Annotated in this window: 11 protein-coding genes; 6 read left to right on the forward strand and 5 right to left on the reverse strand. The window is 36.5% G+C overall.

The genetic code is table 11. From position 1 onward, the window contains the following. Window positions 1-172 precede the first annotated feature (172 nt). The 6 genes from BLW74_RS02780 to rpoN all read left to right on the forward strand — a co-directional run bounded on the left by BLW74_RS02780 (window position 173) and on the right by rpoN (window position 7,668). Complete coding sequence (locus BLW74_RS02780) at window positions 173-811, forward strand: LA_2272 family surface repeat-containing protein (RefSeq protein ID WP_089689923.1); 639 nt, start codon at window positions 173-175, stop codon at window positions 809-811. Beyond that, window positions 808-1,272, forward strand: coding sequence for a hypothetical protein (locus BLW74_RS02785; protein WP_089689924.1), 465 nt, complete (start codon window positions 808-810; stop codon window positions 1,270-1,272). The genes BLW74_RS02780 and BLW74_RS02785 overlap by 4 nt, the downstream gene beginning before the upstream one ends. A gap of 28 nt (window positions 1,273-1,300) precedes the next feature. Continuing rightward, the gene (locus tag BLW74_RS02790; RefSeq protein ID WP_139265684.1) at window positions 1,301-1,945 is read left to right on the forward strand and encodes a hypothetical protein; all 645 of its coding nucleotides are present in this window, start codon (window positions 1,301-1,303) and stop codon (window positions 1,943-1,945) included. Window positions 1,946-2,095: 150 nt separating this feature from the next. Further along, entirely contained in the window at window positions 2,096-3,838 is a 1,743-nt protein-coding gene (locus BLW74_RS02795; protein ID WP_089689926.1) for a helix-turn-helix domain-containing protein, read from the forward strand. 758 nt (window positions 3,839-4,596) lie between these two features. Continuing rightward, window positions 4,597-6,045: an asparagine--tRNA ligase gene (gene asnS, locus BLW74_RS02800; RefSeq protein WP_089689927.1), complete on the forward strand. Its 1,449-nt coding sequence runs from the start codon at window positions 4,597-4,599 to the stop codon at window positions 6,043-6,045. A gap of 159 nt (window positions 6,046-6,204) precedes the next feature. After that, window positions 6,205-7,668 carry an RNA polymerase factor sigma-54 gene (gene rpoN, locus BLW74_RS02805; protein WP_089689928.1) on the forward strand — a complete coding sequence of 488 codons (1,464 nt, stop codon included), beginning with the start codon at window positions 6,205-6,207 and terminating at the stop codon, window positions 7,666-7,668. A 63-nt stretch (window positions 7,669-7,731) separates the two neighbouring features. Here the strand turns inward: rpoN and BLW74_RS02810 are convergent, their stop codons facing one another. From BLW74_RS02810 to BLW74_RS02830, 5 genes are read right to left on the reverse strand one after another with little or no spacing between them, the layout of a single operon-like run. Next, the gene (locus BLW74_RS02810) at window positions 7,732-8,103 is read right to left on the reverse strand and encodes a hypothetical protein (protein ID WP_089689929.1); all 372 of its coding nucleotides are present in this window, start codon (window positions 8,101-8,103) and stop codon (window positions 7,732-7,734) included. Window positions 8,104-8,118: 15 nt separating this feature from the next. Continuing rightward, on the reverse strand, window positions 8,119-9,354 hold the full coding sequence (locus BLW74_RS02815) for a DUF6625 family protein (RefSeq protein ID WP_089689930.1): 1,236 nt from the start codon (window positions 9,352-9,354) through the stop codon (window positions 8,119-8,121). Window position 9,355: 1 nt separating this feature from the next. Continuing rightward, window positions 9,356-12,406 carry a lantibiotic dehydratase gene (locus BLW74_RS02820; protein WP_089689931.1) on the reverse strand — a complete coding sequence of 1,017 codons (3,051 nt, stop codon included), beginning with the start codon at window positions 12,404-12,406 and terminating at the stop codon, window positions 9,356-9,358. Next, complete coding sequence (locus BLW74_RS02825; protein WP_089689932.1) at window positions 12,403-13,557, reverse strand: lanthionine synthetase LanC family protein; 1,155 nt, start codon at window positions 13,555-13,557, stop codon at window positions 12,403-12,405. The genes BLW74_RS02820 and BLW74_RS02825 overlap by 4 nt, the downstream gene beginning before the upstream one ends. Then, on the reverse strand, window positions 13,550-14,467 hold the full coding sequence (locus tag BLW74_RS02830) for an LLM class flavin-dependent oxidoreductase (RefSeq protein WP_089689933.1): 918 nt from the start codon (window positions 14,465-14,467) through the stop codon (window positions 13,550-13,552). The genes BLW74_RS02825 and BLW74_RS02830 overlap by 8 nt, the downstream gene beginning before the upstream one ends. Window positions 14,468-14,478: the final 11 nt, after the last annotated feature.

The raw sequence follows: 14,478 nt of genomic DNA on the forward strand, positions 1-14,478 counted from the left end.
GCTGGTAAAAAGGAAATGTCATGTTAATGATTATTAGTATTGATCACTGAAAATAACTTCCAACCCGTATTTTGTGATTTTCGCAAACATGATATTTTTTTTAATTTTTTTTCACATTTGGAACCAGGGCTTCTGCTGATAATTTTGAATTGTAATTTTAAAATAACGAGTTATGAAAGCACGAATTTTATTCACAGCAGTTCTTTTATCCGGCAGTCTGGCATATGCATCAGACAGTTTAAAAGTTGATTCTTTGAAACCCAGATTAATAGCAGCTTCTCCCTCAAAGAACGTCCGAAATGTCAATGGAATTTTATTTAAATATAATGATGAGGAAAATCAGTTTAAACCTAAAAAAGTAAACGGATTGGGAATGGGGTTCAATTTTCTGGGCATTTTTCTGCCGCCGTTAATGCTGTTCAACCTGAGAATACCCAGCAATGGTGATTATGTAATTGTTCCGCGTGAGAAGATGAATACCATCAATGGACTTCAGCTCTCGCTCATCAATATGGAACCCACGGTTACTAATGGTTTGGAGATCAATGTTTCAAGTAATATGAACACTTATGCAGTAACCAACGGAATGTCTGTGTCTCCGTTTTTTAATCTGCACCATGAGATGAAGGGCGTTACTATCGCACCACTGGCCAATATCGGTAATAAATGCAGGGGAATACAAATCGGTATGTATAATAAATGTGAAGATTTCCGAGGTATACAAATTGGCGGATGGAATGAAAACGGAAGAAGAAAGCTTCCTTTGATCAACTGGAATTTTAAGAAACAGAAAGTTAATAAGAAGTCATGAAAAGGTTGATTGTAATCACTGCATTATTTCTTTGCGGTTTTTTGAAAGCTCAGTATGAAGAAGTTAAAGAGAAAAAATGGCTGGTCATTCTTCTCAGTACCAGAATTGAAGGAACTGTAATGAATCGTACAACTTTCCTGTCAATAGGAACAAAACTGACGGATGGTGATAAGAATTATTATAGCTTAAGAGGACACTTTAACTGGTGGGATGAAAGAAAACTGCTGGTGATTCCGGAGTTTGATTATTTCAGAAAAGTGGTTTCCTCTAAAGATGGAGCCTTACTATCAGCAGTATATGTTGGAGCCGGAGTTTCACCCTATGCTGTTTCACCCAAAATAGGAATAAATTTTTATCATTTTTTCTCTTTAGAACTTGGCTACAACTTTGAGTACAATGCATACAAACCTTTTCCTATCAAAGGATTCCGTCATGGAGAAGGAATCAACCTGGTCTTTTAAATAATATAAACCATTAAACCTAACAATCATGAAAAATTATAAACTGATATTGTCCTTTTTATTCCTGTTTTCACTACGTATTTTTTCACAACATACAACGAATGATACAATGAATGTCCAGCAGGAGGAACCTTTTGATTATAAAAAATATTATGACTGTAATTTTGGAGAAGGAAATGTTTTGATTGTCATCAGGAAAGGAAAAGAATTTACAGATCTTAAAGATTTAAGAAAATCCGGGAAAGGCTTTGCTATTAAAATGGAAGCCATCTACAGTATGGAATTTGCAGATGGGCAAAGATATGAATCAAGCGTGGTGAAGAAAATCACGGCCGACAGTCTTTCGATCACCAATTTTTTCAATGAAAATGCGGCAAAACTGGCAGGGCAGCCTTTTAAATTGATCAGTTACCCTCTGTCCTCCTTGAAATATGTCCGTTTTATTGATGACCGTATGCTGTCTCTGTACAGTAAAAAGAATATTCAGAAGAACTTTGATCTGCTAGTGAAAAGAATGGATCGGGCAAAAATGTGTCCGGCGGTTATTCAGTTTAAAGAAAAAAATAACGAAATGAAAGTCTGTCATTTTTACCTGACCTCTCAGGGATATGATCTTCTTTACGAAGATAATGGAAGAGTATATTATATGGAAGGCAGAGTAGAATGGAAATGATTGCTGAAGAGAGTGCAGTCTTTATATTGTACTCTCTTTTTGTTTTTCAGCATACGTTTTAATAAAATTATTCCCTATTCACGGAAAAAAGTACTGAGAGTGATGCATCTACTGAAGAAAAACAATATTTTTGTAATATAGCTAGGATGAATGATGAAAATAAAATATCTCTTACTGTTTTTGATTATGGGGTGGGTGCTCTGCCAGGCACAGACCAATAATGATGGAAAGCACACTCTGGAAGTACACACTTATGATGAACTGGAAAAAGAATTCTATGGACACCGTGCGGGAGATGCCAACAGTAAAAGTATTGCAGAACATTATCTGAAAAAAGCAAAATCTGAAAAAAATACCGCTCATATTGCAGAAGGATATATCATGCTCCATTTTGAGGAAAATGTTCCTGCTGCATTAAAATACCTTGACAGTGTACAATACATCACCCAAAATTCCAAAGAAGATATTTATCCGGCAAGAACTTATCTGTTAAGAGGAAATCTTTATTTTCGGAATGATAACCTCCAGTCTGCATTGAACAATTATATCCTAGGACTGAAGTATGCAAAAGAAAAAGGAAATAAGAGGCAGATTGCCATGGCTCATATCAGTATAGCCTACCTCAATAATTATATCGGAAAGCATGAAGAAACAGCAAAAGTACTGAAGCATTATGCCTATGATGCCGACTATATGAATGAAGACGAGAAAAATTCTCTTAAACTGAATCTTGCAGATGCCTATATAGAAATCAATAAAATGGATTCAGCTTATATTCTGATACAGGATGGGCTGCAGAATTCCAGAAAACATAAAGACCTTTACCGTTATTATCAGAATCTCGGACTGCTGGGATATTATAATCTGCATTCCAGAAAATACCAGAAAGCCATTGACGGCTTATTGGAATGTGAAAAATATTTCTTCACCAACAATAATGGCAGTAAAAGAAATCAGCATTATACCCTTCTTTATTTGGGAAAATCCTATGCTGGTCTTCAGCAGAAAGAAAAGGCCGTAGACTATTTCAGCAGGATAGATTCCATGGTTCTTAAAACCAACTACATCTATCCTGAGCTGAGGGATGTATATACCTATCTTATTGATTATTACAAAGAAAAAAGCGATACGGAAAAGCAGTTATATTATGTAGAAAGGTTTTTGAAAGTAGATCAGGTGCTGGATAACCAGTTCAGATACATTTCCAGAGAACTTCCGAGAAGATATGATACCCCTGAGCTTCAGCAGGAAAAAGAAAGCATTACGAATGAGCTTACGAAAAGAAAAAGTCTTTTTTATATCGTCTTAAGTCTTTTGCTGATATCCCATCTGCTATTCATCAACGTTTATTTTAAATATAAAAAGTCTGAAAAGAACTATAAAAAGATTGCACAGGACCTGATCCTGTCGGTTAATGAGAGAAAATTTGATAAAGACTATAAATCTGAACCGGAAAAAGAAACCTTCTCCGAACCTCTTTCATTGGAAAATACAGGAAACGCAGAAGACAAAGCTACCAGAACAATCTCTGAAGATGTTGCCCAGACTATTTTAGGTGAGCTTGAAATCTTTGAAAGCAAGGATCAGTTTCTCAACAAAGGAATCACGCTGGGAAGTCTCGCTAAAAAGATTAAAACCAACTCAAAATATCTGTCGGAAATTATCAATACCCACAAAGGGAAGAACTTTGCCACGTACCTCAATGATCTTCGTATAGATTATGCGATCCGCAGACTGGCTAATGACAGAAAATTCAGGTCTTATAAAATTCCTTTTATTGCCGAAGAATTAGGATATAATAACGAACAGGCTTTCACTTTAGCATTCAAAAAAAGAACCGGAACACCTCTTTCTGTCTATCTGAAAGAAATTGAAAATATGACCGGAAAATAAGTTTAACTTACTGATTTTCATTCTATTTATGTTTATAAATTCATGATTTTAGGTATATAAATTTATGAATCTATAAACCATACCCTTGCATCATTATATTGCTTAATGCATCTTTGCTTCAGGTAAAAACACAGCCATTTATTGTGTATGTGCACAATACAAGAGATCAGTTCCGGGCTTTTGATTTTTTACAAATCAGGCCAGGTACTGTATCATAAAAATTAATTACAGCGAAGATGAAAATGTAAAGTAAACCACCAGAAAATAATAGTAATAATGAGATCATTGTTCAGAAGTTTAAAAATATAAAGTGTAGTGATTATTTAAAAATCAGAAGCATTTGAATGCAAAATCCGGTGGTGAATCCGCCACAATAGTTTAAAAGTAAGTATAGTGTTAAAAATGGATGTGGGGCCGGGTAATTGCCAAAGCGTTATCACTTAAAAAACTAATAACCATTTCAGTAAAACTAATTCCATGAAAGCTCAGAGTAAATAAAATTTTATTCTTTTAAAAGTGATAGTGTAAAAGCGGCTATTCCGGGCCCATACGGATTTTATTGAAGTTCAGGACAGTATTGAGTGGAAATGTACCCTTCAAATGCAGAAGACAAGGCAGAAGAAAAAAGGTGAATTTCCTGAACTGAAAGTTTAAATGCTTGTTAAATGATTTTTAAAGACAGCGCAATCATCAAGTTGCGCTGTTTTTTTGTAACTTTGCAGACATTAATTTTTATACAAAAAATTTATCATCAACAAATGAAAAAGCAAACGATCAAAGAAATCCTGAAGGATTACAAGAAAGTATTACATCATGACATTACAGTTTACGGATGGGTAAGATCCTTCCGTGCTAATCGCTTTATTGCGCTTAATGATGGTTCTACGATTAATAATTTGCAGATAGTTGTTGATTTCGAAAATTTTGATGAAACGATCATCAAGAATATCAGTACAGCTTCTTCTCTTAAAGTAATAGGAGAAGTGGTAGAAAGCCAGGGAGCAGGACAATCTGTGGAAATTATTGCTAAGAAGATTGTGATTTTAGGTGATAACTTTACAGAAGAGCTTCAGAGTACAATTCTTCAGCCTAAAAAACACAGCCTTGAAAAACTTCGTGAGCAGGCACACTTAAGATTCAGAACCAACCTTTTCGGAGCCGTGTTCAGAGTACGTCATGCTGTAAGTTTCGCAGTTCACTCGTTCTTCAACCAGAACCAGTTTTTCTATATCAACACTCCGGTTATTACGGGAGCAGATGCAGAAGGAGCCGGTGAAATGTTTGGAGTAACAAACTTTGACCTGAACAACATGCCGAAAACAGAAGAAGGAGAAATTGATTTTGCACAGGATTTCTTCGGTAAGAAAACCAACCTTACCGTTTCCGGACAGCTTGAAGGAGAAACTGCCGCTATGGGATTAGGAAGAATTTATACTTTCGGACCTACTTTCCGTGCTGAAAATTCTAACACTACAAGACACCTTGCTGAGTTCTGGATGATTGAGCCGGAAGTGGCATTCAACAACCTTGAAGACAATATCGACCTTGCGGAAGATTTCTTAAAATATGTGATCCAGTATGTATTGGATAACTGTAAAGATGACCTTGAATTTTTAGACAACCGTTTTGCAGAAGAACAAAAGACAAAACCGGAAAAAGAAAGAGCAAAAGAGGGGCTTATCGAAAAACTTCAGAATGTAGTGGCTAAGCGTTTCAAGCGTGTAAGCTATACTGAAGCTATCGAAATCTTACTGAACTCTAAAGAAAACAAAAAAGGAAAATTTGCATACCCTGTTGAAAAATGGGGAACAGACCTTCAGTCTGAGCATGAAAGATATCTTGTTGAAAAACATTTTGAAAGTCCGGTAGTATTATTTGACTATCCGAAGGAAATCAAAGCTTTCTATATGAAACTGAATGATGACAACAAAACCGTTGCGGCCATGGATGTTCTATTCCCGGGCATCGGTGAAATCATCGGCGGATCAGAAAGAGAAGCGAGATTAGATGTTTTAAAACAGAAAATGGCAGATATGCATGTAGATGAACACGAGCTTTGGTGGTACCTTGATACCAGAAAATTTGGTTCTGTTCCTCATGCAGGCTTTGGTTTGGGACTGGAAAGACTGGTTCTTTTCGTAACGGGAATGACGAATATCAGAGACGTAATTCCTTTTCCTAGAACACCGAAAAGTGCTGAATTCTAGAACAATAAAAAAAGCCTTAATCACAAATTAAGGCTTTTTTTATTATTTAATAGTTTATTATATTAGGATAACTCATGCAAAAATCATGCTAAATGTGTTTTTTATCAAATAAATTTATTAAATTCGTAGAATATGTTATGTTAAAACGCAAAGAAGAATATGCTTAAACAACACTTACAACTCAAATTAGGACAGAAGCTTGCCCCTCAGCAGATCCAGTTGATGAAGCTTATTCAGCTTCACACTCTTGAATTTGAAGAGGAGTTGGAGAGAGAGTTAGAAGAAAACCCGGCTTTGGAAATTGCGAAAGAAGATTCTAAAGAGGATGATTATTCTTCTCTGGAAGATGCTTATCAGGATGAGGGTACGGAAAGCATTGAAACAGATTTCGACGTCAATGAATATATCTATGACGATGAACCCAGCTATAAAACCGCGTCCAGCAACTACTCTCCGGATGACGAAGAGTTTGATAACGAAAGTCTTCTTACAGAAGGGCAGTCCTTATATGATTATCTTACAGAACAGATCCACCTGGTGAATATCGGTGAAGAAGATCTTAAGATTGCAGAATATCTTATCGGAAACTTAGATACAGACGGATATCTGAGAAGAGAAATTAAATCTATTGTTGATGATCTGGCTTTCTCGCAGGGAATTTACACTACAAAAGAAAAGGTAGAGGACATCCTCGAAAACTATGTTCAGAAGCTTGATCCGTCAGGAGTAGGAGCAAGAGGTCTGCAGGAATGTTTATTATTGCAGATTGAAAAGAAAGTAAGCTCAGACAAAGCGGTGTCTCTGGCTGCCAACATCTTAAGACATCAGTTTGAAGCCTTAACAAATAAGCATTACAATAAGATCATTCAGAAATACGATATTGAAGAAGATGATCTGAAAGATGCCCTGGATGAAATCTCAAAACTGTCTCCTAAAGTAGGAGGAAATTTTGATACCCAGACCATTACGATTAATCAGGAAATTATTCCGGACTTTGTGATTCAGGTGAAGGACGGTCAGGTAATTCCTATGCTGAACAGCAAGAATGCACCTACGCTAAGAGTTTCTGAAGAGTATAAGGATATTCTTACCACTTATTCTCATGATAAGAATTCATCCGAACATAAGCAGGCTGCTTTATTTATTAAACAAAAGCTGGATGCTGCAAAATGGTATATTGATGCTATTAATCAGCGTCAGAATACGTTATTGCAGACCATTACAGCCATTGTAAAGTTCCAGAAGGATTATTTCATCACCGGTGATGAAAAATCGCTGAAACCAATGATTCTGAAGGATGTTGCCGATATTACAGGATTTGATATCTCTACCATTTCAAGGGTTGTTAAAAGTAAATATGCAGATACCCCCAACGGTATTGTATATCTTAAAGATCTGTTCTCTGACAGCTTAACGAATGACGATGGAGAAGAAGTTTCTACCAAAGAGATCAAAACCCATCTTCAGGAGGTGATCAGTAAAGAAAATAAAAGAAAGCCGCTTACAGATGATGCATTAGTGGTCATCCTGAAAGAGCAGGGATATAATATTGCGAGAAGAACGATTGCAAAATATCGTGAACAGCTCAATATTCCTGTCGCAAGACTAAGAAAAGAACTTTAAAATAAATCAAAAGAGGCTGTCTCAAAAGTGAGACAGCCTCTTTTGTTCATTGGCCTCAAACAGCTAAGAAATCAGAAATACCTGATCGCTGATCTTTTTGAACAGACTGAATGTATTGACCTGTTTTCCGTATTCTTTGCTTTCCCAAAATACTTTTCCGTCCCTGTAATCGTGCATCAGTACAAAAATTCCCCCATTGATCTTTAAGAATGCAATTGCAGGAAAACTGAGTTCCTCGATATCATTCCAGTCATCAAGCCTTACGACCATGGATTCTATATCAAAGTCATTTTGTAGTATATTGTAAAAGCTGTAGAAATTATAATCTTCTATTGGGATGTTATAATCTCGTATTTTGCCTGCTTTTTTATGCTGCTTTACAAATTTATTCAACAGAAAGTTGAAAGACAGTAAATACTCATATTTTCCAATCATAAATGCTGAAGGTTTTTAATAGATATAGTAGGCATGCTCCGTAATCCTGTTCTGTATACTCTTAATGCTTATTTTATACGGAATATTTTCTCCGTTTTTATAATGAAAATCAATGGTGCTGATATTCTTTTTGCTTACACCGATCCATTGGTTGCCCTTAAGCTGGTAAAGAGAAAACTGATTATAATGAAGCATATTTTCGCCTTCGTTAATAATAATCAGTTTGTTTTTATCCTGCGGATAAAAGGTAATGTGGGTTTTCCCGATTTTATACGACTGCTCTTCCAGGAAATTGACATGCTGTTTCTGAGTATAAGCAAGAAGTTTAGATTTCATCAGTAAAAACCTGTAACGTGTATTGGTGACTCTTTTCTCTATCTTCCTCCGGATTTTTTTTATAGGATAGGAAATCTTGTTAGAGGTGTAATGAATTCCCCGAGGTGAAATAGAAAATTTACCCTTCGCATCAAACGGATCTATAAAGAAATAAGGATTGTCTTTAAGGTTGATAAGATGAATCAGAAGGTATTGTTTTTCAGTCACCGTATTGAAAATATTACCTTCCACCCAGTGATGGGTGACATCGGAGTACACGAATTCCTGAACGATGTTTTTGTGATAATATTTAATTTCTTTCTGAAGTTCAAGCTTCCGGACAACCAGTGTGAAGCTTTCAATTTCAGTCGGGATCTCAGTGATATCTTTGGAATGAACAAGGTTAAATTCAAAATTACATTCGTCAAAACAGAAATGGCGGGTATTCTGAAGAATATGTGCATAGTCCTTACTCTTTTTGAAAAGATTGATGCACTGATCATTGTTCTTCAGTAAAGTGAAAAATCCGGCCGGATAGTTTTTGTGAGGCGATATTACATCATATTTCTTCAGTATTTTCTCTGTGATAAAATACCGGATATTCCCGAAGATAATATCAATGTCACAATATCCCCAGAAGTCGTATTCCTTTAAATAGTCCTGAAATATCAGGCCATAGGTTGGCTTAAAATCACATAGTTTGTAACCGTCCAGAACGCTGATAGAAAGACCCAGCTTTTCACTGGCTATTGTACTGAATTCGGCGAGGCTGCTGATCCTGATAAAATGCACATTCGGTAAATGAAATGGCGGTTCCAGATTGGTGAATAATAAAAAATCAACATCCGGATTGTATTTGCAGCTGTATAAAAAATGATTGAAATACTCAGGCCAGCTTTTGCCAAAATAACAGTTTATTAATGCGATTCTGGTCATTTTATGTCAGTTTTTTAATATTCAGCAATGAGTCATAGCTTTTATGTAAAAAATAATACAGAATAGACTCGTGGATATTCGGTTTTGAAGCAAACATTCTGTTGATAAACATATGAATATAGCTTACCACCAATGATTGAACCATTTGCTGAGATTGAAGTTCTTTAATCTCCGTAATATAACGGGCGGTTTTTTTAGTTCTTACATCCAGAATTTCAGAAAATTCATGTGCACCCGCAAGAAGTTCCAGGGTCTGATGCCTGTGATCTCTGTATTTATCTTTCAAAGTCTGTTTAGAATGATCATCCAGCATGCTTCCGTATCCATTGGCAAGCTGTTGCAGGATGTCTCTTTTTTCTGTCATCGTATACCCGAAATCGTCAAGAATACGGTTGATGCCTGCTGCGGCAGCTTTCCAGACGGGAGTTTCTGTATATTCAGTTTCTTTCAACAGCTGGCAGACACATTCACTGTCGAAGTAAAAAATGCTTTCCATCTGATCTATCGTAGTTTCGCCATAGCGTTCAATTTCCCTGTTGTAAGTATCCAGCATAATTTTATGAATAATCATTTCCCGGGTCAGGAACTTGTCCAGTAACTGGTAAATCTGGCTGGAAAGGGTATGGTCCTGAGATGCAGTCAGAAACCTCACTCTGATATGCATGTCCGGATCGCTGTAACGGATAAAGAACCATTTTTTTATAATTCCTTTTCTGACAAGTCCGTTGGCGAATTTATAGATGGTATCTTTAATAATCTGGTCCGAAACCTTTGTGCTGCAATAGATCTTATAGAAAAGCCATTCGCTTCCGGGTACGAAATTTCGCACAACCGTATTTTTTACAGGAAAAGGTGTTAGTTTTGATTTCTTTTGGCTGCTTACATTATGCCAGGGGATAAGAAATTCATTGCTGTGAGGATTCCCGTTTTCATCTCTGGTTACCGTTTTATATTGATCGGAAAGGTTTTCCAGCACTCTTATCTGTTTCTCTTTTACCAGATGATCAAAGAGAATTTCCAGCGAAAGAGGATTGTTGGTAAATACCGGAAGTTCCATATCTTTTTCGGTAAAAACACAGACCTCAGGAATGTTTTTCTCCTTTAGATACTCTTTGAAGACCTGAATATCAGGCTTCTTTCCCTTGAATATTTTCTGATCATCCAACAGCCATGATGCTCTGGAAAGGATCACATTATTCATCATAATTCTGGGCAGAAATTCGTAATTCACAAACATTCCCCAGTTCCAGTTATAAGACGGCGTCATATGCTGGTACTGAAGATCACACAGAAAATGATACATCGGTACTTTATGCAGGTTGTAATTATGCGCCGATGAAAGACTTGGGATTACTTCTTTATGATGCTTTTTGGAACGGAGAACAATTCTGTCATTCTGCACCGAAATCATAAGATCCTCCAGATAAACAGGCTCGCTGTCTGCGTGGTGGCGGTTAATGATGGGAATTTCATATTTTCTTAGATGAGGTCTGATGGTAATATTCCCGACTCTCGGCTGAGGATTGTGTACCACTTCAGCAATGATCTGCCCGTCATAGAATGATTCTTCTTCCACCAAAGCTTCTTGTACCAATTTCTCCAGATGTTCATCCATATGGCAAAAACGTCCCAGATAAGTGGAAGACGAAGGTCCGTCACTGAATTTATGAAAGATAACAGGTTTTCCCTCCTCATCTTCATAGATATGGGCAAGCGAAGACATTGAGAACGGGATGTTTTTATTCTCCTCTGAAAATGGAGAAACTTCTTCCTGCGTAATCTGTATTACATTCTCATTGTTTTTTAAGGCATTAATAAGCTTTTCTCCCAAAAACTGATTCCATTTCAGGGATCCCTGAATGACATTGGTTGTGTTTTCAGACTTAAACTGGATTCCATCCGTCAGAGTGGGGTTGTCATTATCCGAATGTAGCGGATAGTTAATTCCCGATAACGGGTCAAGGGCTAACAATACCGGAATTTCCTGCTGATCATATCTTGCAGTAAATTCTTTTTTAAAATTCTCCAGCGAATCAATATTGTCGGGTGCGCCGATCTGAAAGACTGTTGAAAGTACCTTTTTAAAATCTTTAAAAATATTTTTATCCAGCGTATTGGATGTTTTGCCCTTCAGTAAGTCGGTCTGAAGGATATTTTTTTTGTGGTTTTTGATTCCTATGGAATTTAAGATCTCAGAAATCTGATCAACTGCAAGAAATGTAGTATTGGTTTTATTGGCTTTCTGTACAATTTCAAATATGGTAATTAAACTGCGGATTAATGCTGCATCTTCTTTGTTTTCTTCATCAGCGGGAATGTTCAGTTCTTTTAAAAACTGATAGATAAAATCCTGAAAATTCTTGTCGGTAACCTTTGGTGAAAGCTCACTGATAAGAATTTTTGAGTCTATAAGATCATTAACATAGTCGAAACTATCCTCATAAGAAATGTCCTGGTTTACTAATATTTCTATGATGGAAGAAAGCTTCAAGCCGCTTTTACAGGCTTTTATGATAGAATTCAGGTATTTGTTTTTTTCGGTGGAAATAATTTCATACTTCAACCCGGAATCCCTGATGGTGGGCTCAATATAGCGGTATTTATTTTTGGTGCTGTAGATCGTATTGTTGGTATAGAAATGACAGACTTTTCTGACCTGCATATTTTCCTCCAGTTTTACCGTAATATCATGCAGCAGCTGCATATCCAGTCTTGCAAATATCTTATCCTGGTCCTTATCCAGAATGATTTCTGTACGGTCACTCCATTCTCCCTTACTTATTCCGGCATTGGTTCCGAAGGGGATGGTTCTGAAATGGGTTCTTAGCCAGTATTTCAGCAGTGATTTTTTGATCTTATCCGCTTTTTCTCCGGACAGTTTTTTTTCTTCCCAGTTGATGAGCTGTTCATACAAATCCGGTGATGACAGATAAATGGTATTGCGAAAGCTTTCTGTATGGATATCCTCCTCCCACTGATCAATGCTTTTTTGTGGAAGAAGCGGTGTTCTCAGCAGGTAAAAGCTCAGTTTTTCTATATCGTTGTATTTCATCCTATATTCATTAAGTAAATTTTATCCCAATCCTTTGCTTTTTCGGGATACTGATAATCCAGCAATACCATTCCTACCCCCGAAATACCTTCCAATAGCCCTGTATGTTCTACCCATTCGTCATTTTTAAGATCATAAGGGAATTTGGCTCCTTTTTCCAGCTGGTTCAGAGTAAGAGACATCCAGTAATTGTGTGCTTCTTTCAGTTCTTCGTCTTGAAATATTCTGTAGAATTTATTGAATATGTGTGAAATTCCCGCGGTTCCGTGGCATATTCCTGTGTCTATGCAGTCGTTTTTCTGACTGTAAAATACTCCGGATTTGTCTGCTTTTATTTTCGATACATTCAATATAAGGTGATGGCACATTGCTTTCAGGTTTTCGTCCTGCAAAACGGTATACGCTTTCCAGAGCCCGATTGCAACTCCCAGGTCGCCATAGCACCATGCCAGTCTCTCGGATAACTGTTTTTCACCTGTTGCAATATTAAGTTTTGAAGGAAATATGTGCTGTGCCTGTTTATTTTCTTCGTAAAGTTCCTTAAGAAAGGTAACGCTTCCACTGATCAGTTTTGCACAGGTTTCTTTTTTGCATCCTCTGTGATAGCATTCGGCTAAAAAAGATAGGATAGAAGGCTGTCCGTGGGCAAGACCAAGGTCAATGATGTTCTCTTCTTTTACTATATGATCAATCCAGAAGATGGATTGGTTTCTTTCATGTTTCAGTTGGTCTATATGAGACACTATTTTTTCTACGGCATCGAATTTCTTAATTTCAAGAAAGTAAATCCCCAATCCGATCAGGCCGGTAAATAAATCGTATTCTTTTTTATCTGCAGCGGCAGAAAGCAGTTCAAGAAAAAATTCAATAGAATCTTCTTCCAGACTGTCAATATCTTCATCTGTAATAATATCAGCATTGTGTAAAAGCCTCATAAAGTAAATAATGGCTAAGCTTCCGGTTGCAAATGATGAGTAAGAAGCTTCTGAAGCCATATCAATGAGATCCTCAATTTTTTCAATCTCTACATCATTGTTGTAAAATAATGAGTAGTATCCGTTTCCCAGGCTGAACGTGATGTTTTCACCTTTATCCTGATTACATTTTTCTGAAATTTGGGCTAAAAAGAAGTCAATTTTATCTTTATACATATTGGCTTAATATTTCAATAGCTGTTAGGGAATCTTTATGTGAACGCGAGATATTGTTAAACATAAATTCATTATATCCGTAGAGTTCTTTAAATTCCAGCAATTTTTCGTGAAAGAAACTTCCGTCTCCTACAAGGCTTATATTGCTTATATCATTGTTGGTACTCTTTTTAGCAACATTAATCGCCTTACGTTTTGTTTTATGGCAGCATCCGGAAAATGTAAGGACCATGGACGGCTCTTTTCCGTGTTTTGCTTTATATTCTGTTCTGAAGTTTTGCAGCTCTTCCTTAAGATAATCCTTATTTGATTCTCCATGAAATATGGATCTTGCAAAATTGAGATCGTTCTCCAAAGCAACTTTTAAACCTGAGTGTGATGATCCCATATACCATACATCCGGAATATTCCCTTTGTAAGGAGGAATGATGAGATCTTTTTCAAGAAATTCACTTTCATCTCTTAAAAAGCTGAGTGTAGATTCCAGTTTAGGAAGAAAAGAAGAAAAATAGTTTTCTTTATCTACATCTACATTAAAATATTTAAGATCATATTCACCAACCAGACCTTTTACAAATCCAAGGTCTAATCTTTTGGGATATAAACTGGATAACAGCTTATAATTGTGAGCCACTCTGAATGGGCTTTGCAAGGGAAGAATAACGCCTGCAATTCCTATTTTGATTTTTTCGGTTAATCCTAATAATATGGGAATCAGCATTTCAGGAGTAGACCACGCCATGTCATGGGCTTTTGAAAAATAGTTTTCGGTAACCCAAAACCTGGAAAAACCCAGTTCATCCGCTCTTGTAGCATAGTCGATGATATCGTATAATGATTTCTTAGAATTGTTGAGTGAGTTTTCTCTTATGCCAAATTCTAAAAGGCCTATTTTTAATTTATTTGCCATAATAGAGCTAT

It is taken from the genome of Chryseobacterium culicis, from assembly GCF_900108365.1.
Lineage (GTDB): Bacteria > Bacteroidota > Bacteroidia > Flavobacteriales > Weeksellaceae > Chryseobacterium > Chryseobacterium culicis.